Source organism: Photobacterium halotolerans DSM 18316 (assembly GCF_000425165.1).
In the GTDB taxonomy this organism is placed as follows: Bacteria; Pseudomonadota; Gammaproteobacteria; order Enterobacterales; family Vibrionaceae; genus Photobacterium; species Photobacterium halotolerans.
Genome location: NZ_KE384322.1, coordinates 139,580 through 161,249 on the forward strand (window position 1 = coordinate 139,580; position 21,670 = coordinate 161,249).

The window sequence follows — 21,670 nt, forward strand, 5'->3', positions numbered from 1 at the left end:
GTCAACTGGCAGCAGCAAGTATCCTGGGCTGGTACAAATCCAGCTCAACGGATACACGTTGACCTGTTTGCAGGATCATGGGGGTATTCACTATCAAGTGGTGCCCCTCATAGTCTACCGTGTAGCGACAACTGTCGCCCATAAACTGCTGTTCCAGAATAATCCCTTCACCGTCTTCCGCCGGTGTCAGCTTTAGGTTCTGTGGCCTGACAAGCCACTCAACATGCCTGCCTTCGCCAAATGTCACGGCTTTTGCCAGATCAACACGACCTAAGGGTGTCAGTAATCCATCCTGGCCGATGGTGGCCGGTAAATAAGAACCCGCCCCCAGGAAATCGGCAACAAAACGGCTGCAAGGTTGATAGTAAAGCTCCGCTGCGGTACCAAACTGCTCTATCACGCCATTGTGCATCACTGCCAGCTTGTCCGCAAAAGCAAAGGCTTCCTCCCGGCTGTGAGTCACAAAGATAGCCGTTACCCCCTGCGCCTTGAAGATTCGCCGTATTTCCCGAATCAGGCCATGGCGAACCTGAGTGTCGATATTCGAAAACGGTTCATCCAGCAATATCAGATCAGGCTCGCAAGCCAGAGCCCGCGCAATCGCCACACGCTGTTGCTGACCACCAGATAACTGGTGCGGGTAACGCTGACCAAGGTTTTCCAGCCTGACCAGCGACAGCATTTCTTCCACTTTGGTCTGCGCACTGTTTTTTTCCCAGTCTCGCAGGCCAAAGGCTATATTTTCCGCCACGGTCAGATGAGGGAACAGCGCATAATCCTGGAAAATCATCCCTATATTGCGATTCTCCGGCGGCACCCAGTTCACTTTATCCACCACGGTACGACCGTTTATCTGCAACTCGCCCTGCTCTTGCGGTAATAAGCCGGCAATAGCCTTAAGCAGGGTCGTTTTACCGCAGCCACTGGCCCCTAACAGACAGATGATTTCATTGTCTTCCACCACCAGAGACAGATTTTCCAGTACGGCATGACCGTTATAACGACAGGTCAGATTATGGACAGCTAACGCGTGACTCATCAGTGTGATTGCTCCAATGAACGGTTTACAACAACCAAAGGCACCAAGCCGACAAGCACCAGCAAAATGGCTGGCATAGCGGCCAGCTCCAGCTGCTCATCAGAGGCATAGTTGAAGACATAGGTTGCCAGAGTTTCAAAGTTAAATGGCCGCAGTAACAGCGCGGCGTTCAGCTCCTTCATAGACTCAATGAAGACCAGCAGACCCGCTATCAGGCAGCCCCGCCGGATGAGCGGCAAATGCACACGCCTCAGCATCGACATGGGCGCGCACCCCATGGTCTTGGCTGCCATATCCAGTGACGGCGGTATTTTTGCCAGGCTGCTCTCAATACTGCCCACAGCTACCGCACCAAAACGCACCACAAAGGCAAAGATCATGGCAAACACAGTGCCGGAGAAAAACAGCCCGGGACGTCCCCACCCCATGAACTGAGTGACGTCATTCAGCCAATGATCGGCAGTGGTCAGTGGGATCATCACCCCGATTGCCAGCACGGTTCCCGGCACGGCATAGCCCATCACACTTAACCGCATCGGTGCGATGCTGGACCGGCGGCCATCCAGACGATGATAAAAATTGACCAGCAGGGCGACAGCAACGGCCAGCAAAGCCGCACTCACTGCAACTATCAGGCTGTTGATACTGAACTGTCTGAACTCTGAGTTCCAGCTCTGGGCAAAATACTGCCAGGCATAATAGAGCAGCTGCAGCAGCGGCAGGATAAAAGCAAAGCCAATCAGCGCCCAGCACCAGCCCAGTGCCAGCACTTTTTTCCAGCCGGATAAACGGTAACGGACATCTTCATTCGGTTCACTGTGCTGCTGAAACAGCTTTTGCCGGCGACGGCTGAATCGCTCTGCGCTGATCAGCAAAAAAATGGCCAGCAGCATCATGGCGGAAATTTTTGCCGCCGCGTTGAGATTGGAATAGCCCAGCCAGGTATCGTACACCGCCGTCGTCAGGGAATGGACGGCAAAGTAACTGACAGTACCGAAATCACCTAAGGTTTCCATGGCAATCAAAGACAGGCCGACGGCAATCGAAGGCCGAGCCAGAGGCAAAGAGATACGCCGGAAGCTTTCCAGCGGCGAACAGCGCAGCAAACGCGCAGATTGCAGTAAACTGGCGCTCTGCTCCATAAAAGCCGTGCGGGCCAGCAGGTAGATATAGGGATAAAGCACCAGAGCCAGCACCAGACACGCACCGCCTAAGGTGCGGATATCGGGAAACCAGTAATCCTGGTAACTCTGCCAGCCAAACCAGTCGCGCAGCAGAATTTGCACCGGTCCGGCATAGTCGAACCAGTCGGTGTAGATATAACCTATGATGTAGCCCGGCATCGCCAGCGGCAGTACTAAGGCCCATTGCAGCCACTTTTCACCGGGCAGTCGGCACATGGCCATAAACCAGGCAGCGGGTAAGCCAAACAAAGCCGCCAATAACGCAGTCCCGGCGACCAGCACCAGTGTATTGAGGGTATAGGTGCCCATCACTGTGCTCATCAGATGAGCAAACACCTGATCTGATTCCCCCAGCGCCGTATAGAAAATGGCTAAAATGGGCAAAACCAGTAAAACACCAAACGTCCAGCCGCTGGTTTTCCAAATAGGGTATCTGTCTTTCATTGCCTACAACTTAGTATCCTTGAGCTGACACGAGAGAAGCCTTGCCCAACCAAAGGGGCAACACATGCGTCCAAGCAGTTCGCGAAAAAAACGCCCCCAAAGATACCAGACAATAGATAAAAAGGGGCCTAGCGACCCCTGTTTTTCTTCTGCTTACAGATCAAACTGCACTTCATCCAGCAATTTGGTTGCTGCATTGTGGTACTCAGCGATCTTCTCCAGTGGCAGGGTATCAGCACTGAAGTCTCCCCAGGACGCCACCAACTCAGAGCGTTCGACGCCCGCTTTAACCGGGTATTCAAAGTTCACGTCAGCGTACATGTGCTGGGCTTTGTCTGATGTCAGGAACTCCATCAGCTTCTGAGCATTGGCTTTATTAGGCGCGTGCTTAGCCATCGCCATACCGCTGATATTGACATGCGTGCCATTGACCTGCTGGCCAGGGAAGTTAATGTAAACCGCTTCTGCCCAGGATTTCTGGTTTTCATCGCTCAGCATTTTACCCAGGTAGTAGCTGTTACCAATGGCCAGATCACACAGACCTTCTTTAACCGCTTTCACCTGGCCACGGTCGTTACCCTGAGGTTTGCGGGCCAGGTTCGCTTTTACCCCTTCCAGCCAGGTTTTGGTTTCCGCTTCCCCGTAATGCGCAATCATCGAAGAAACCAGAGAAATATTGTAAGGGTGCTTGCCTGAACGGGTGCAGATTTTGCCTTTCCACTCAGGTTTCGCCAGATCCAGATAATCAAAACTGGCTGGCAGACGGCCGACACGCTCCCTGGATGAATACACACTGCGGGTACGTAACGTCAGAGCAAACCACTCATCGTCAGAATCACGATACTGAGCCGGAACATTTTTCTCAATCACTTCACTGTCAACCGCCTGTACCAGGCCTTTATCGCTCAATTCTGCCAGACGACTGATGTCAACGGTCAGAATCACATCGGCCGGGCTGTACTCACCTTCCTGAGCCAGTTTTTCAGCAATGCCGTCTTTGGCAAACTTCACGTTGACCTTGATGCCGGTTTCATCGGTAAACTCTTTCAGCATCGGCTCAATCAAAAACGGCTGGCGCAGAGAGTAAACATTGACTTCCTCTGCCGCCAGAACCGTTTGAGGTGCCGACAGGCCCAGTAACACAGCAGAAGCTAACAGTTTTTTCATTGAGCATTCCCTTAATACAAAAATGAATGATAATTTTTATCAGTTTTGATTATATATACTTTAGCAGTCTCTTCCGGGCAATGTGCTGAAACAAATACACACAAAAAAACGCTGCCATTGGCAGCGTTTTTGATAGTTTTGTGAAATAGTTCAAATTTAAAGCAGTTACTTCACACTGACAAATTCAGGGTAGGCATCAACACCACAGTCGTGCAAATCCATACCTGCCATTTCTTCCTCTTCACTGACACGAATGCCCATGGTGGCTTTCAGGATAGCCCACACCGCCAGGCTCGCACCAAATACCCAGGCGAAGATGACGACCGCACCCAACAGCTGGGCACCAAAGCTGGCATCAGTGTTGCTGAACGGTACCACCATCAGTCCGAAGAAACCGCACACACCGTGTACTGAGATGGCACCGACAGGATCATCGATTTTCAGCTTGTCCAGGCCGATGATGCTGAAGACAACCAGCGAACCGGCAATCACACCGATAATGACCGAAGACATAGGTGACGGAGACAGCGGATCTGCAGTGATAGCCACCAGGCCTGCCAGTGCACCATTGAGAATCATGGTCAGATCCGCTTTACCCCAGGTGGTTTTACACACTGCCAGTGCAGCGATAGCACCTGCTGCTGCTGCCGCATTGGTGTTAAGGAAGATTTTACCCACTGCCGTCGCATTCTCGAAATCGGAAATCATCAGCTGCGAACCGCCGTTGAAACCGAACCAGCCAAACCACAGGATAAAAGTACCCAAGGTCGCCAGCGGCAGGTTTGAACCGGGAATCGGCAGGATTTCACCATTTTTACCGTATTTGCCTTTACGGGCTCCCAGCAGCAGCACACCAGCCAGTGCCGCCGACGCACCCGCCATATGCACAATCCCTGAGCCGGCAAAGTCACTGAAGCCCGCCGCCGACAGGAAGCCACCGCCCCAGGTCCAGTACCCTTCAATCGGATAGATAACAGCCGTCAGAACAACGGAGAATACCAGAAATGCCCACAGCTTCATGCGTTCGGCAACAGCCCCTGAGACCACAGACATGGCTGTCGCGACAAAGACCACCTGGAAGAAGAAGTCAGATTCCAGCGAGTGGTCAGCCCCTTCAGCCTGAGTACCGAATAAGGTACCAAATGACGGCAGCCAGCCACCTTCGCCGTTATCCACATACATGATGTTATAACCCACAATCAGGTACATGGTGCAGGCAATGGCGTACAGACAAAAGTTTTTGGTTAAAATTTCTGTGGTATTTTTTGAGCGCACCAGACCGGCTTCCAGCATGGCAAAACCAGCTGCCATCCACATGACCAGGGCTCCTGAGATCAGGAAAAAGAATGTGTCGAGCGCGTAGCGCAGCTCTGTCACCGTTGTTGATAATTCCATGGTTGTCGTCCTCTTATCACATCTCGTTGTTATAATGCTTCTGCGTCTGTCTCACCGGTACGGATACGTACCGCATGGTCCAGGTCGTAAACAAAAATCTTGCCGTCACCGATTTTGCCGGTGTGCGCCGCCTTGGTGATGGCCTCAAGAATGATGTCCAGGTTCTCCGCCTGAGTGGCGATTTCCAGCTTGACCTTAGGCAGGAAATCCACCTGATATTCCGCACCGCGGTACAGTTCAGTGTGCCCTTTCTGACGACCAAATCCCTTGACCTCAGAAACGGTCATCCCCTCAACCCCTACGTCCGCCAGCGCTTCACGCACATCATCCAACTTAAAAGGTTTGATTATTGCATTGATGAGTTTCATTAACCTTGCTCCTTAAACCTGTGCATCCCTAACATACACAGATTAATAAACAAGCTTCGTGCCAACTTTAAAAACCCTTAGCAAACATAAACTTAATAAAAAATCATAAAAATTGTATAAAAAAACCGCACCATGGTGGTGCGGTTGATTCCCCGAAAAGAAGCAAAGCAGGAATTTACACTGAATCTGACGCCTATCGTCCGCGAATGAATGCACGCCAAGCATGCAAGACTTGCTCAAAATCCTCGAATCCACACAGAGAAACCGCTTCATCGTCATAATGGCTCATGTCTTCATCCAACTGATCTTCATCTTGAAAAAACAAATAATTAGCCTGAACAATGGCTTCGTTATCCTCCAGGACCAGTGTCATTTCTTCCCCGCTTAACCGCCACTCGCTCGTGGTGCCCTTCAATGCACCAAGTTGATTCAGGATCAAGGCTATCTTTGCTTCATCAGCCTGCACTTCTTCCACCAGCCAGCGGCCGAGCGCTTCATGTCCCATAGAAAAAACCACATGATAGCTGCCGTCCAGCATGTTTTTCTTAAATTCGTAGTCCATACCTGCCCTTTATTATTGTGATGAGTTTTTTAGTGATAGGTGTCTTGCCGTCAGGCGGCGTCTTAGTTAACTATCGTCCGCATACTGCTTGCAGTGAAGGGAGCCGGAATAATTCCGCCGCGCACCTTGTCAGGAACCCGGTAAAATTGCAACCTGAAGCCGGTATGAGCTGTATCTGCGACGAAAGTGGAGAGTTAGCGGACAAAAAGAAAGGGAGCCATTGGCTCCCTTTCTTATCAGGTACTTATCAGGTACAACTTATCCTGCCGGGTATTACACCGCAGCCTGGATAATCACCTCATCCGCACGCTTGGTGTACTGACCCATGCGGTGGAAGTTCAGATAACGGTAAGTATCTGCGGCCGTGGCATTAATCTGCTTGGCGTACTCCATGTACTCTTCCACAGTCGGGATACGGCCCAGGATAGCACCCACCGCGGCCAGCTCAGCTGAAGACAGATACACATTGGCACCTGTCCCCAGGCGGTTCGGGAAGTTACGGGTAGAGGTCGACATCACTGTCGCTTTGTCTGCCACACGCGCCTGGTTACCCATGCACAGCGAACATCCCGGGGTTTCGATACGGACACCGGCACGGCCGAAGATGCCGTAGTAACCTTCCTCGGTCAGTTGGTCACGGTCCATCTTAGTCGGTGGTGCCACCCACAAACGCGTGTTCAGCTGACCACCAAATTTATCCAGCAGCTTACCGGCGGCACGGAAATGACCGATGTTAGTCATACAGGAACCGATAAAGACCTCGTCGATTTCCGTACCCTGAACATCAGACAGCAGGCGGGCATCATCCGGATCGTTAGGCGCACACAGAATGGGCTCTTTGATCTCTGCCAGATCGATTTCGATCACGTGAGCATATTCAGCGTCTTTGTCCGCTTCCATCAGTGACGGATTATCCAGCCATTCCTGCATCGCAGTAATACGGCGCTCAATGGTACGACGATCGCCATAACCTTCCGCGATCATCCACTTCAGCATCACAATGTTGGATTCCAGGTACTCAGCCACAGATTCCTGCGACAGTTTCACTGTACAACCTGCAGCACTGCGCTCTGCTGAGGCATCAGACAGCTCGAATGCCTGCTCAACTGTCAGGTGCTCAACACCTTCAATTTCCAGCACACGGCCGGAGAATTCGTTGATCTTGCCGGCTTTCTCTACGGTCAGCAGACCTTGCTTGATACCGTAGTAAGGGATGGCATGCACCAGATCACGCAGCGTGATCCCTTCTTGCATTTCGCCCTTGAAGCGCACCAGGATAGATTCAGGCATATCCAGCGGCATCACGCCGGTTGCCGCGGCGAACGCCACCAGACCAGAGCCGGCCGGGAACGAGATCCCCAGAGGGAAACGGGTGTGCGAGTCACCGCCGGTACCGACAGTATCAGGCAGCAGCATACGGTTCAGCCAGGAGTGGATCACACCGTCGCCCGGACGCAGCGAAACACCGCCACGGTTCATGATGAAATCAGGCAGCGTATGGTGGGTGTTGACATCAACTGGCTTAGGATACGCCGAGGTGTGACAGAATGACTGCATGGTCAGCTCGGCAGAGAAGCCCAGACAGGCCAGATCTTTGAGCTCATCACGGGTCATAGGACCTGTGGTGTCCTGAGAGCCCACTGTGGTCATCTTAGGCTCACAGTAAGTGCCCGGACGGATACCTTCAACACCGCAGGCTTTACCGACCATTTTCTGAGCCAGGGTAAAGCCTTTGCCTGAATCGGCCACTGGCTGCGGACGACGGAATACCGTCGACGCTTCCAGGCCCAGACACTCACGGGCACGGTCAGTCAGACCACGGCCGATGATCAGTGGAATACGGCCACCGGCACGTACTTCATCAATCAGCACATCAGTTTTCAGCGAGAAGGTCGAGACCACTTCATCTGTGTCGTGGCGGCGCACTTCGCCTTTGAATGGGTAAACATCGATCACATCACCCATGTTCAGCGCCGTCACATCCACTTCAATCGGCAGTGCACCGGCATCTTCCATAGTATTAAAGAAGATAGGCGCAATCTTACCGCCCAGCACATAACCGCCAGCACGCTTATTGGGCACATTCGGAATGTCATCGCCCATGAACCAGAGTACAGAGTTGGTTGCCGATTTACGCGACGATCCCGTACCGACCACATCACCCACGTAAACCAGCTGATGCCCTTTTGCTTTCAGGGCTTCGATTTGTTTCACCGGGCCGATGGAACCGGCTTGGTCCGGTTCAATACCGTCACGTTCATTTTTCAGCATCGCCAGCGCGTGCAGAGGAATATCCGGACGGGACCAGGCGTCAGGCGCCGGTGACAGGTCATCGGTATTGGTTTCACCGGTGACTTTAAAGACGGTCAGGGTAATCTTTTCAGCCAGTTCAGGCTTAGACAGGAACCACTCGGCATCTGCCCAGGATTGCAGCACTTGCTTGGCGAATTCGTTGCCGGCTTTTGCTTTTTCTTCGACATCATAGAATGCATCGAACATCAGCAGCGTATGAGACAGGGCTTTCACCGCAATCGGTGCCAGTTCGGCATTGTCTAACAGGCTGATCAGTGGCTCAATGTTATAACCACCCTGCATGGTACCCAGCAGTTCAGCCGCTTTCTCTTTGCTGACAATGGGAGAAGTCGCTTCACCTGTGGTAATCGCGGCCAGGAAGCCCGCTTTCACGTAGGCGGCTTCATCAACACCTGGCGGGATGCGGTTTTCCAGCAGGTCGATCAGGAAGGCTTCTTCGCCTGCAGGTGGATTTTTCAGAAGTTCAACCAGAGCAGCAGTTTGCTCGGCATCCAGAGGCTTAGGGACAATCCCTTCAGCAGCACGCTCTTCGACGTGTTTACGGTAGGCTTCAAGCACGACATATTCCTCATTTTTCGGTTTAGCCAACCGGCTAAACATCCTTGGAAGTGATTGCCCTCTCCGGTTATCTCGCACGCATTATGCTTGACTAGATTCAGACCTTTTTGGCGTGCAGGAGAGACCAAAACCGGTTACGGAGCATACCATTTTTAACTAAACATTAAAATCAGGCGGACTTTTACAACATTCACAAAACAGGAAAAATCCCGCTATTACAAGGCTCCTCCAAAAAACAAATAGAATGAGCTTAAATCTTCTTCTGTCCTGCCATAAGCCAGAATGAATGGCCCAAATAGCGTAGTAATACCAGTGAATATGCTACCAGCATAATAACCCGGTATCTCGGAAACAGAAAGATTGGGATTATTGAACACGCCGCCCCATTCGACAGAGCCCCCCAGATACACCGCTGAGTTAAACAGTCCGAAGTCGTTATCCAGCAAATGGTAACGGTATACCAGGGCAGAAAACACTTTATTGTTCCCCGACAGGCTGTTTTTCGGTATGCCGGATAAATTCAGAAATCCCCCCAGTTCTTTGGGATCCAGCCGTAAATCCTCGTCGGAATGCACATTGCCGTATTCCGCTTTGCCCATTACAGTATGGCGGCCAAAAGTGTAAGCCCCTTTCCAGCCCAAATCGAAATGCAAAGAGGTATCAGCCCTATCCTCACCCTGAAAACGCACACTGTCATCCGAAGAAGCAATTTCGGCCAGAAAGAAGTGACCGTTGTTCGGCAGGGTGAAATCGTCGAGGGTATCAAGGTTGTACCTCAGATAAAGACGCCGGCTGTTGCGATCCTGATCACCCAGATTCAGAATACCGGGGAACTGTATGTCACCATCACCAAACAAATAACCCAGTCTGAATTCCTGCCACAGGGCAGGCTGCCATCCCAGCGAGCTGTCTATGTATACATCGCTGAAACGTGCAGCAATAAAATTATCAATGTTCTTCAGGTTCGGTTCTTCCCCCGAGACAGCGACATGGGTATTGGTCACATCGTAATCGATACCCATCACAGCGAACCATTCCTGATCGTTGGTAAAAGGCACATACAATTCGGTGGCAACACGCTTATCGGAGCCATACTCAAGCTCGTTGCGCCATTCTGCCCCTTTCTCTGACAGTCCGGTCGCCGTTAACGCCAGCCCGATGGAGAAATCGGTATTATTGGCAAAGTCATCTTCCAGGGCGAAGCGCATGTCGATAAAGTTAGGGCCCCAGCTTTTGGCCTTCACTTCAAAGATCAAGATATGGCGGTTGCCCAAGCGCTCAAATCGGTAATCGACCCGTTCAAACCTGTCCAGCGCATACAGGTCGCGCACACTTTGCTCCAGCTGCTCGGTATTCACTTTCATGCCGGGTTTCAGTTGCAGACGGTCTAGCAGGACTTCATCGGCATAAGGGCTGTTATTGAGCAATTCAATTTCGTCAATCCGGCCTTCTTCCAAAAATTCCAGCTCGCGCCGGGCTTCCTGTTTGTTATCAATATAGGCCTGATAAATGCTGGCGTTGCCGAGCTCTGACAGCTGGAAGCGCACAGTCTGAACACTGTGATAACCGCTATCAAAGGCTTCCGGCATGCGGTGAAAGTCTGTGGTGCTGATGCCCCGGACATCCGGACGCAACAGTAAATCGCTATCGGACAACAGCGCTTCCTGGCGGGCAGAATTATCCCGCACCATAAAGTCGGTCAACTGATCCATCACCACCAGGTAGTCGGTCAGCTCATCGGCGGTTTTGAAATCGTTACTGATATCAACCGCGATCACCAGATCGGCGCCCATCTCTTTCACCACAGAAATAGGCAGGTTATTGGTAATACCACCATCCACCAGCAATTTACCGTCCAGCATCACAGGCGGCAGCAAACCGGGAACAGACATACTCGCCTGCATCGCCTCGGCCAGATCGCCACCGGACAACACCACAGGTTTAAGATTTTCAATATCAGTGGCGACCGCACGGTATGGCACCGGCAGGGCATCAAAGCTGGCCATCCAGGGCAAATTGCCGGATGTGGTACGCAGAATCTCGCCCATGGTCTGTCCCTGCACAAACCCTTTCGGCACTTTGATTTCCCAGAACTTAAACCCCAGATCCGTGACTATCTGGAACCTGTCCTCTTGCTGCTTTTCACGGACCCGCCGCTCACTGCGCTGCACCCTGTCCTCATAACCCGACTCCCAGTCTACGGTATTGAGAATGGCTTCGACCTCATCGGCGCTCATGCCCGATGCATACAGGCCTCCGACATAAGCGCCCATGCTGGTTCCCACAATGTAATCCACCGGGATCTGCAGCTCTTCCAGCGCCTTCAGCACCCCGACATGGGCCGCCCCTTTGGCGCCGCCACCACCAAGCACAAGTCCGACCTTCAGGCGTTCAGCACTTTTTTGCTCCGCCTTCGCTAAAGCTGAAGCAAATACGGCCGATATCACAATAAATAATGCAATAAAACGCAACATCCCTTTGAAAACACCATTTTGATCACTGAGCCGATGTCGCTAACACCGGCTAAAAAACACAATTAATTCGCACACTTATACCGCAGAAATCCCGGTAGCAACAGAGAATTGATGAATGAACCTCAAGCAGCTTTCCATCAGGCAAAAACTTACACTGGCAATGAGCATAGCCGTCATTGCCTCCAGCGCATTAGTCAGTTACCTCAGTCTCAGCACCTCGCAGGACATTATTCAGTCGCGTCTGCTCAGCAGTGAACTCCCTACCCGGCTGGCCCGGTTCAGCGGACAAGTAGAATCCGAAGTCAGGCTGCTGCAAAACGCCACGGAACAGCTGGCGAACAATACGGCCATGCTCAGCCTGCTGAAGCAGCCGGTCAGTACCGCCGATGAACAGCAACTGATTGACCAGCTCAGCAGCCTCAAAAGCCAGTATGGTCTGAACGATGCCTCTATTGCCAACCGGGAAACCGGGGATTACTGGAACCAGAACGGATTCCTGCGTCGCCTGAATCGCACTCAGGATAGCTGGTTTTACAACTTCCGTGACAGCAACAAGTCAAGAATGAACCAGGTGTTCAGGGAAGCGAACGGCGAGCTGAAACTGTTCGTTAATTACCAGCAGCTGAACGGCACAGGAATGTCCGGCTTTTCCCGCTCATTCAATGATATGGCTAATCTGCTCTCGCAGTTCAAACTGGAGCAAACCGGCTTTGTGGTACTGACGGATGCACGCGGCGTGGTGCAGCTTGATCCGAACAACCGCAACCCGGCAAAAACGCCTTTTACCGATCGCTTTGGTTCCGACAGCCGGGTGTTACTGGAAAAGACCCCTTTCAATCTGTTTACTGCCGATTATCAGGGCCAGAAGCTGCTGCTGGCTTCCAGCTATATTCCGGCAATGGACTGGTTCGTGATTGCCCAGGTACCTGAACAAGAAGTGTTTGCCCAGTTAAATGAGACCCGCAACCATGTGATGCTTCTGGCTGTCCTGACTACTCTGGCCTTTATTGGTCTGGCAGTATACCTGAGCCAGACCATCACCCGGCCGATCCGCCAGGCCGCTGATACCTTCCGCGAGCTGGGCGAAGGTGATGGTGATCTGAGCCGGCACATTCCGGTGTCGGGTAAAGACGAAATTGCCGAACTGGCCAATGGCTTCAATGCCTTTGCCGGCAAGATCCATGCACTGGTGGTCGACGTCGCCGCCACGGGCACAGAACTCAGAGTGGCCGCCGAGCAAGTCTCTGCCCAGGCGCAGGCCACACTGGATCACAGCCAGAATCAGCGCGATCGCACCCTGCAGGTGGTCACAGCCATTAATCAGATGGGCGCCACTGTCAACGAAATCGCCGGTAATGCGGCTTACGCGGCGGAATCCGCCTCGCAGGCCACCTCGGCCACCAGCAATGGACAGCAGGTGGTCCAGAGCGCCCAGGACAGCATTGAACAGCTGGCCGGTGATATGCACAACATGGCGAAAGTGGTCGCAACCCTGGCAGACAATACCGTCGCCATTGGCGGTATTCTGGAAGTGATTCGCGGCGTCTCCGAGCAGACCAACCTGCTGGCACTCAATGCCGCCATTGAAGCAGCACGAGCAGGTGAGCAAGGACGGGGCTTTGCCGTGGTCGCTGACGAGGTCCGTAACCTGGCCAGCCGCACCGCGGCCTCAACCGATGAAATCCAGACCATGATTAACCGTCTGCAGCAGGAAGCGCAACATGCCGTTCAGGCCATGCACAACAGCCAGCAATTAACCGAAGCCGGTACCCAGGCCGCTGATGATGCCACCAAGGCACTGCAGCTCATCAACGAGCAGATCCTGCAGATTTCCGATCTGAACACTCAGGTCGCCACGGCCACCGAGGAGCAGTCCACCGTTGTGTCTGATATCAACATCAATATCGAAGATATCAACGAGAATACCCAGCGTACCTCAGACACCGCCAATGAAATGGTCACCTCCAGTCAGAATCTGCACGCTTTGTCGCTCCGTCTGGAGCGTATGGTCAGCAGCTTTAAGCAGTAATCAGACTCTGCACCGCCTTCAAGCCTAGTGCCCGGAACATCCCCTGCTAACCTCCCCCTCCACGAGGGGGAGGAACAAAAACGGCGAACCTGTCCTTGAAGCCAGAATGCCTTTACTCTGGTTCAAAACGTAAAAAAGCGCCGCAAGGGCGCTTTTTTCATGCAGTCCGAAAAGGTAAAAACTTACTTTTTCTTCTTCGCTTTGGCGTTTGGCAGATCAGTGATCGAACCTTCGAACACTTCCGCAGCCAGACCCACAGACTCGTGCAGAGTCGGGTGAGCGTGGATGGTCAGTGCGATATCTTCGGCATCACAACCCATCTCGATAGCCAGACCGATTTCACCCAGCAGTTCACCACCGTTAGTACCTACGATAGCACCACCGATCACACGGTTAGTGTCTTTGTCGAAGATCATCTTGGTCATGCCGTCAGCACAGTCAGAGGCGATCGCACGGCCGGAAGCGGCCCAAGGGAAAGTCGCAACCTCATAGTTGATACCTTCTGCTTTTGCTTCTTTCTCAGTCTTACCCACCCAGGCAACTTCTGGCTCAGTATAAGCAATTGAAGGAATGACTTTCGGGTCGAAGTAATGCTTCTTACCGGCAATCACTTCTGCCGCTACGTGACCTTCGTGCACACCTTTGTGCGCCAGCATTGGCTGACCCACCACATCGCCGATGGCGAAGATGTGAGGCACGTTAGTGCGCATTTGCTTGTCGGTGTTGATAAAGCCACGCTCATCAACCGCCACGCCCGCTTTGTCAGCGTCGATCAGCTTACCGTTTGGTGTACGGCCGATCGCCACCAGAACCGCGTCATAACGAACAGGCTCAGCCGGTGCTTTCTTGCCTTCCATTGACACGTAAATGCCGTCTTCCTTCGCTTCAACCGCAGTGACTTTGGTTTCCAGCATCAGGTTGAACTTCTTGCTGATACGCTTGGTGAAGACTTTGATGATGTCTTTGTCTGCCGCAGGGATCACCTGGTCAAACATTTCAACCACGTCGATCTGTGAGCCCAGTGCGTCATACACAGTACCCATTTCCAGACCAATGATACCGCCGCCCATCACCAGCAGTTTTTCCGGTACTTCTTTCAGTTCCAGCGCGTCAGTTGAGTCCCAGATGCGCGGATCTTCATGCGGGATGAAAGGCAGCTCAATCGGACGGGAACCGGCAGCGATGATAGCGTTGTCGAATTTCACCGTAGTGGCTTCTTCGCCTTCGACAAGGATAGTGTTCGGATCGGTAAATTTACCGTAGCCGTTCACGACAGTCACTTTACGCATTTTCGCCATACCACCCAGACCACCGGTCAGCTGGTTGATGACTTTATCTTTCCAGATGCGGATCTTGTTGATATCGGTTTGTGGCTCACCAAATACCACGCCGTGATCGGCCATGGCTTTAGCTTCTTCGATGACTTTCGCCACGTGCAGCAGTGCTTTCGATGGGATACAACCCACGTTCAGACACACGCCACCCAGCGTGCTGTATTTTTCAATCAGAACCGTTTCCAGACCTAAGTCTGCGCAACGGAAAGCGGCAGAGTAACCGGCAGGACCTGAGCCTAGAACTACGACCTGGGCTTTAATTTCTTTACTCATTATTGACCTCGTTGTAAGTCATCTATCCCTAACTGGCTGTAAGGCAGAATGCGTTATTTTTTTATTTTCAGACCGCGCAACAGTTTACAGACCTGTTATCACCCTGAAAAGGAAAATGGCATTCCCTGTGAGCCAGGCAACAATTCCTTGCCCGTTCATACGGGCAAGGAATCTCGGGTCACACCTTTTACAGCACCAGACGACGAATGTCGGACAGCATGCCGTTCAGGTAAGTAATGAAGCGTGCGCCTTCAGCACCGTCGATCACACGGTGATCGTAAGACAGTGACAACGGCAGCATCAGGCGAGGTTCGAAGTCCTTGCCGTTCCATACTGGTTTCATCTCAGACTTAGACACACCCAGGATACCCACTTCAGGGGCATTCACGATTGGGGTGAACGCCGTACCACCCAGGCCACCCAGGCTTGAGATAGTGAAGCAGCCGCCCTGCATGTCAGCCGCCGTCAGTTTACCGGCACGGGCTTTCTTAGAGACCACCATCAGCTCTTCAGACAGCTCGTAGATGCCTTTCTTGTTCACGTCTTTGAACACAGGCACAACCAGACCGTTTGGCGTATCGACCGCGATACCGATGTTGACGTACTTCTTCAGGATCAGGCTCTCACCGTCATCAGACAGAGAAGAGTTGAACGCCGGGAAGGCTTCCAGAGACTTGGCAACCGCTTTCATGATGAACACCAGCGGGGTGATCTTCATGCCTGTGTCTTTCTTCGCTTCAATCGCATTCTGCTCTTTACGGAAAGCTTCCAGCGCTGTGATGTCTGCGTCATCCCACTGAGTAACATGCGGGATCATCACCCAGTTACGGTGCAGGTTGGCGCCAGAGATCTTCTTGATGCGAGACAGCGGCTTCACTTCCGTTTCGCCGAACTTGCTGAAGTCCACTTTCGGCCAAGGCAGCAGACCCAGAGCCGCGCCGTCACCTTTACCCGATGCAGACGCAGCGGCACCAGACTCAAGGCGTTTCAGCGCGTCTTTCACATAGCTCTGAACGTCTTCTTTCAGAACGCGGTTCTTACGGCCGGTACCTTTGACTTTCGCCAGGTTAACGCCAAACTCGCGCGCCAGACGACGCACAACCGGAGAGGCATGTGCGTATTCGTTGTTTTCAACGAAATCACCGCCCGCTGCTGGTGCTTCTGCTTTCGCAGCCGGTGCTGCGGCAGGTGCTGCTGCAGGCGCTGGTGCTGCTGCCTGAGGCGCGGCAGCCGGGGCTGCACCAGCCACTTCGAATACCATGATCAGAGAGCCGGTCGAGACTTTGTCGCCGCTCGCGATCTTGATTTCTTTCACTTTACCCGCGAATGGTGCAGGCACTTCCATTGAAGCCTTGTCGCCTTCCACTGTGATCAGCGATTGCTCTTCTTCCACCATGTCGCCAACGGCAACCATGATTTCAGTGACTTCAACTTCGTCGCCACCGATATCCGGTACGTTCACTTCTTTGTCAGCCGCCGCGGCTGGTGCTGCGGCAGGCGCAGGAGCCGCTTCAGCCGCTGGCGCCGGTGCTGCTGCACCAGAACCTGCCACTTCGAAGACCATGATCAGAGAACCGGTCGACACTTTGTCACCGGATGCGATCTTGATTTCTTTGACCGTACCCGCGAATGGCGCCGGTACTTCCATCGAAGCCTTGTCGCCTTCCACCGTGATCAGAGACTGCTCTTCGTCGACGCTGTCGCCAACCGCAACCATGATTTCAGTCACTTCAACTTCGTCGCCACCGATATCCGGCACGTGAACTTCTTTCAGTTCAGCGGCGGCTGGAGCAGCAGGTGCTGCGGCCGGCGCGGCTTCTGCAGCTGGAGCAGGTGCCGCTTGCGCCGCACCTTCTGCTTCGAAGATCATGATCAAAGAGCCGGTAGACACTTTGTCGCCTTCCGCTACTTTGATTTCTTTTACGATACCCGCCTGAGAAGCCGGTACTTCCATGGAAGCCTTGTCGCCTTCAACAGTGATCAGAGATTGCTCTTCTTCCACCTTGTCGCCAACGCTGACCAGGATTTCAGTAACCTCAACCTCATCAGCACCGATGTCAGGTACATTAATTTCGATTGCCATTATTTATTGCCTCTTACGCGAATAGCGGGTTGATCTTGTCGGCATCGATGTTGAATTTCTTGATTGCTTCCGCAACGGCAGATTTCTCAACATCACCACGCTTGGCCAGCTCGTTCAGAGCTGCAACAACCACGTAGCCAGCGTTCACTTCGAAGTGACGACGCAGGTTCTCACGGCTGTCAGAACGGCCAAAGCCATCAGTACCCAGCACTTTATAAGACTCAGCCGGGATGAAGGCACGCACCTGATCCGCATAGTTCTTCATGTAGTCAGTTGCTGCAATGGCAGGTTCTGTACCCATCACTTCCGCGATGTAAGATACTTTCTGCTCAGCTTCCGGGTGCAGCATGTTGTAACGCTCTGCGTCCTGACCGTCGCGGGCCAGTTCGTTGAATGAAGTGACCGAGAAGACGTCAGACGCAATGCCGTAATCGTCGCTCAGGATTTGAGCAGCTTTACGCACTTCGTTCATGATGGTGCCTGAGCTCATCAGCTGCACTTTCGCTTTATCGCCCGCGTAAGTTTCCAGCTTGTAGATACCCTTACGGATACCTTCTTCAGCGCCTTCCGGCATCGCTGGCATCGCGTAGTTTTCGTTCATCAGCGTCAGGTAGTAGAACACGTTTTCCTGATCGCCATACATGCGACGGATACCGTCTTGCATGATCACGGCCACTTCGTACGCGAACGTCGGGTCGTAAGAGATACAGTTCGGAATGGTGTTAGCCAGAATGTGGCTGTGACCATCTTCGTGCTGCAGACCTTCACCGTTCAGAGTGGTACGACCGGCTGTTGCACCCAGCAGGAAGCCGCGTGCTTGCTGGTCACCCGCCATCCAAGCCATGTCGCCAACACGCTGGAAGCCGAACATAGAGTAGTAGATGTAGAACGGAATCATTGGCAGATCGTTAGTGCTGTACGAGGTCGCCGCAGCTACCCACGAAGACATAGCACCCAGCTCGTTAATACCTTCCTGCAGTACCTGACCTGCGGTGTCTTCTTTGTAGTAAGACACAACGCCACGGTCTTCAGGAGTATAAGTCTGACCGCTTGGGTTGTAGATACCGATTTGACGGAACAGGCCTTCCATACCGAAAGTACGTGCTTCGTCAGCAATAATAGGAACGATGTTCTTGCCGATGTTCTTGTTCTTCAGCAGCACGTTCAGTGCGCGCACAAAGCCCATAGTGGTTGAGATATCACGCTTCTGCTCTTCCAGCAGCGGTTTGAACTCTTCCAGCTCTGGCACAATGAACTCTTGCGTGAAGTTCGGCAGACGCTTAGGCGTGTAACCGTGCAGTGCTTTACGGCGAGCGTGCAGGTATTCGTGCTCTTTCGAACCTTCTTCCAGTTTCAGGTAAGGCAGGTTCTTGACGTCATCTTCAGACACCAGATCTTGCAGACCCAGGCGATCACGCAGGTGCAGAACATGGGTCATGTCCATTTTCTTCACCTGGTGCGCAATGTTCTTACCTTCGGCCGCTTCACCCATGCCGTAACCTTTAACGGTTTTGGCCAGGATAACCGTTGGCTTGCCTTTGGTGTCTTGCGCGTTTTTGAATGCCGCGTACAGTTTTGATGACTCGTGACCGCCACGCTTCAGCGCGAAGATTTCGTCGTCAGTCATGTCAGCAACCAGGGCTGCTGTCTCTGGATATTTGCCGAAGAAGTGCTCACGCACGTAAGCGCCGTCTTTGGATTTGAACGTCTGGTAGTCACCGTCGATGGTTTCGTTCATCAGCTGCAGCAGTTTACCTGTGGTATCTTTAGCCAGCAGAGAATCCCAGTTGTTACCCCAGATAACTTTAACCACGTTCCAGCCTGCACCTTTGAACAGACCTTCCAGTTCCTGGATGATGCTGCCGTTACCCATAACCGGGCCGTCCAGACGTTGCAGGTTACAGTTAACCAGGAAGCACAGGTTGTCCAGTTTCTCACGCGCAGCGAAAGAAATCGCACCACGTGATTCTGGCTCATCCATCTCGCCATCACCCAGGAAGGCATAGACGCGCTGGGCAGAGGTATCTTTCATACCACGGCCGTGCAGGTACTTCAGGAAACGCGCCTGATAAATCGAGGCGATTGGACCCAGACCCATAGACACGGTCGGGAACTGCCAGAATTCAGGCATCAGTTTAGGGTGCGGGTAAGAAGACAGACCTTTACCGTCCACTTCCTGACGGAAGTTATCCAGCTGCTCTTCAGTCAGACGACCTTCAACGAAGGCACGAGCGTAGATACCCGGAGAGATGTGGCCCTGGTAGTACACCAGGTCGCCGCCGTCTGTTTCGTTAGCTGCGCGGAAGAAGTGGTTAAAGCACACTTCGTAGAAAGCCGCAGAAGATTGGAACGAAGCCATGTGGCCACCCAGCTCCAGATCTTTCTTAGAGGCACGCAGTACGATCATTACGGCGTTCCAGCGGATAATGGCACGGATACGACGTTCCAGAGTGGTATCACCAGGATACGCAGGCTCTTGTGCGGCTGGAATGGTATTGATGTAGTTAGTGGTAATGCCCGTTGGCATGTCTACTCCACCCAGACGCGCTTTTTCCAGTACTTGCTCCAGCAGGTACTGTGCACGTTCTACACCTTCTTCACGAACGACGGACTCCAGGGCTGCTAGCCACTCTTGAGTCTCCAGTGCGTCCACGTCATGCTTCATGACTTCAGACATGCGATCTATCCTTTCGTTGATATTCTACAAAACCAGGGTTTTATCGCCCCTAACAATGTCGCGACTGTTTGATACCGACCTCGGCTTATATGAGGGAAGTATTAATCCAGCCCGTCCTTGCGTTGTTGAATCCTGCGAAGAGAGCGTTCACGTCTGCTATCTTCAAGCGTTAAATCCAACAATGTTTCCTCGATATAAGCCAAATGTGCATGCGATGCTTCACGCGCCATTTCCGGCTGCCCGGAAACGATCGCATGCACAATATCGGCTCGGTGTTTGCTCACCTTCTCCACCACCTCAGGGCGGCGGTTCAGGAGTTCAAAGTTTTGTAATACGTTTTGTTCCAGCAAGGGGGCGAGACTGCGGATGATATGCAGCAGTACCAGATTATGCGCGGATTCGGTCACCGCAATCAGATACTGCATCACAGCGGCAGCTTCAGATTTGAGATCACCCTGTTGCTGGGCTTCCTGTATCCGGCTGTGACAGGCGCGGATACGGTCGAAATCGTCTTCATTGCCGCGAAGGGCGGCATAGTAAGCGGCCAGCCCTTCAAGGGCATGGCGGGATTCGAGTAAATCGAGCTGTGTTTCAGGGTGGGCTGCCAGTAAGTCCAGCAGGGGATCAGAAAAGCTTTGCCATAACTGATCCGACACGAAAGTGCCCCCGCCCTGACGACGGGTCAGCAGATGTTTGGCTTCTAAGCGTTGGATCGCTTCGCGTACTGAGGGTCGCGAAACGTCAAACTGCCGCGCTAACTCTCGTTCAGGCGGCAGTTGGTCTCCGGGGGACCATATCCCCTCCAGGATCAATCGCTCAAGTTCTTGCTCTATGACGTCTGAGAGCTTGGCTTGGCGGATACGCTTATAAGTCATTTATTAGTATCTGCTTCTTGTATTTTTTATCTTACAGTTCGACCCTACGACCGGTTAATTGGTCATACCAATTTAACTATATACAGAAATTTTACAGAAATAATTGAGGATGTCTACCGACAACTTGATTCATGTCATGGTAGTTCGAGCAAAAAATCCCCGTAATTCGGGCCATGAAAGCCAAAAATTATCGCAACTTTAGACCATAATCCCGCATGTTGCGAACAAGATTCAGACAAAAAGTTAATGGTCAGACCAATTTATTAACATTTTTGTCACATACAGAAATGTCACTTTTTGTAAAACAGCTCAAATTTTTTTTAATCACTTAACCCGGTTTTATAATGCCGCCAGTCAAAGGCCAGTCCAGGATCGGTCTTGCGGCCGGGAGCAATAAATTCATGGCCGGTGATGCGGGTGCGGGACAGTTGCGGATAACGGGCTAACAGAGTGCGGGTCAGTCGGCGCAGAGCATCATACTGCGCCGGGGTGTATGGCAGGGTATCTGTGCCTTCCAGTTCGATACCGATAGAAAAATCATTGCATTTCTCTCTGCCGGCAAACTCAGACACACCGGCATGCCAGGCTCGGGCATTGAAAGGCACAAACTGAATCACTTCGCCATCGCGGCGGATCAGGCAATGAGCCGATACCCGCAACTGATAGATTTCGCGAAAATACGGGTGCCCGGCCGGATCCAGCTGTCCGGTAAAGAGCTGCTCTATATAGGGGCCGCCAAACTGCCCCGGCGGCAGGCTGATATTGTGGATCACCAGCAGTGAGATATCCGCTTCATCCTGCCGGCTGTCACTGAACGGAGAAGGCACCCGTTTTACTTTGTCCAGCCAGTGTTGCTCGTTAATTCTGAAGTTCATGCCTGCTGCCTGTTTGCTTG

General features: G+C 52.5%; 14 protein-coding genes. 1 reads left to right on the forward strand and 13 read right to left on the reverse strand.

The features are described from left to right. Position 1 precedes the first annotated feature (1 nt). The 8 genes from H511_RS0118415 to H511_RS0118450 all read right to left on the reverse strand — a co-directional run bounded on the left by H511_RS0118415 (position 2) and on the right by H511_RS0118450 (position 11,504). Complete coding sequence (locus H511_RS0118415) at positions 2 to 1,039, reverse strand: ABC transporter ATP-binding protein (protein ID WP_027253645.1); 1,038 nt, start codon at positions 1,037 to 1,039, stop codon at positions 2 to 4. After that, on the reverse strand, positions 1,039 to 2,667 hold the full coding sequence (locus H511_RS0118420; RefSeq protein ID WP_027253646.1) for an ABC transporter permease: 1,629 nt from the start codon (positions 2,665 to 2,667) through the stop codon (positions 1,039 to 1,041). Before H511_RS0118420 ends, H511_RS0118415 begins: the two co-directional genes overlap by 1 nt. 153 nt (positions 2,668 to 2,820) lie before the next feature. Beyond that, positions 2,821 to 3,834 carry a Fe(3+) ABC transporter substrate-binding protein gene (locus tag H511_RS0118425; RefSeq protein WP_027253647.1) on the reverse strand — a complete coding sequence of 338 codons (1,014 nt, stop codon included), beginning with the start codon at positions 3,832 to 3,834 and terminating at the stop codon, positions 2,821 to 2,823. Between the two features lie 165 nt (positions 3,835 to 3,999). Then, the gene (locus H511_RS0118430; RefSeq protein ID WP_027253648.1) at positions 4,000 to 5,229 is read right to left on the reverse strand and encodes an ammonium transporter; all 1,230 of its coding nucleotides are present in this window, start codon (positions 5,227 to 5,229) and stop codon (positions 4,000 to 4,002) included. Between the two features lie 29 nt (positions 5,230 to 5,258). Next, positions 5,259 to 5,597 carry a P-II family nitrogen regulator gene (locus tag H511_RS0118435; RefSeq protein WP_027253649.1) on the reverse strand — a complete coding sequence of 113 codons (339 nt, stop codon included), beginning with the start codon at positions 5,595 to 5,597 and terminating at the stop codon, positions 5,259 to 5,261. A 193-nt stretch (positions 5,598 to 5,790) separates the two neighbouring features. Then, a complete protein-coding gene (locus H511_RS0118440) occupies positions 5,791 to 6,159 on the reverse strand; it encodes a YacL family protein (protein ID WP_027253650.1) in 369 nt (122 codons plus the stop codon). Between the two features lie 273 nt (positions 6,160 to 6,432). Beyond that, positions 6,433 to 9,030: a bifunctional aconitate hydratase 2/2-methylisocitrate dehydratase gene (gene acnB / locus H511_RS0118445; RefSeq protein WP_027253651.1), complete on the reverse strand. Its 2,598-nt coding sequence runs from the start codon at positions 9,028 to 9,030 to the stop codon at positions 6,433 to 6,435. A gap of 215 nt (positions 9,031 to 9,245) precedes the next feature. Next, positions 9,246 to 11,504 carry a patatin-like phospholipase family protein gene (locus H511_RS0118450; RefSeq protein WP_027253652.1) on the reverse strand — a complete coding sequence of 753 codons (2,259 nt, stop codon included), beginning with the start codon at positions 11,502 to 11,504 and terminating at the stop codon, positions 9,246 to 9,248. Between the two features lie 115 nt (positions 11,505 to 11,619). On the opposite strand from H511_RS0118450, the gene H511_RS0118455 reads away from it, so the two are divergent. Continuing rightward, positions 11,620 to 13,533, forward strand: coding sequence for a methyl-accepting chemotaxis protein (locus H511_RS0118455; protein ID WP_027253653.1), 1,914 nt, complete (start codon positions 11,620 to 11,622; stop codon positions 13,531 to 13,533). 182 nt (positions 13,534 to 13,715) lie between these two features. Here the strand turns inward: H511_RS0118455 and lpdA are convergent, their stop codons facing one another. The 5 genes from lpdA to ampD form a co-directional block, all read right to left on the reverse strand. Further along, a complete protein-coding gene (gene lpdA / locus H511_RS0118460) occupies positions 13,716 to 15,140 on the reverse strand; it encodes a dihydrolipoyl dehydrogenase (RefSeq protein ID WP_027253654.1) in 1,425 nt (474 codons plus the stop codon). 187 nt (positions 15,141 to 15,327) lie between these two features. Then, on the reverse strand, positions 15,328 to 17,223 hold the full coding sequence (gene aceF / locus H511_RS0118465) for a pyruvate dehydrogenase complex dihydrolipoyllysine-residue acetyltransferase (RefSeq protein WP_027253655.1): 1,896 nt from the start codon (positions 17,221 to 17,223) through the stop codon (positions 15,328 to 15,330). 13 nt (positions 17,224 to 17,236) lie between these two features. Next, positions 17,237 to 19,900: a pyruvate dehydrogenase (acetyl-transferring), homodimeric type gene (gene aceE / locus H511_RS0118470; RefSeq protein WP_027253656.1), complete on the reverse strand. Its 2,664-nt coding sequence runs from the start codon at positions 19,898 to 19,900 to the stop codon at positions 17,237 to 17,239. Positions 19,901 to 20,001: 101 nt separating this feature from the next. After that, positions 20,002 to 20,775, reverse strand: a complete 774-nt coding sequence (gene pdhR / locus H511_RS0118475; protein WP_027253657.1) for a pyruvate dehydrogenase complex transcriptional repressor PdhR — start codon at positions 20,773 to 20,775, stop codon at positions 20,002 to 20,004. A gap of 320 nt (positions 20,776 to 21,095) precedes the next feature. After that, the gene (gene ampD / locus H511_RS0118480) at positions 21,096 to 21,650 is read right to left on the reverse strand and encodes a 1,6-anhydro-N-acetylmuramyl-L-alanine amidase AmpD (RefSeq protein WP_027253658.1); all 555 of its coding nucleotides are present in this window, start codon (positions 21,648 to 21,650) and stop codon (positions 21,096 to 21,098) included. Between the last annotated feature and the right edge of the window lie 20 nt (positions 21,651 to 21,670).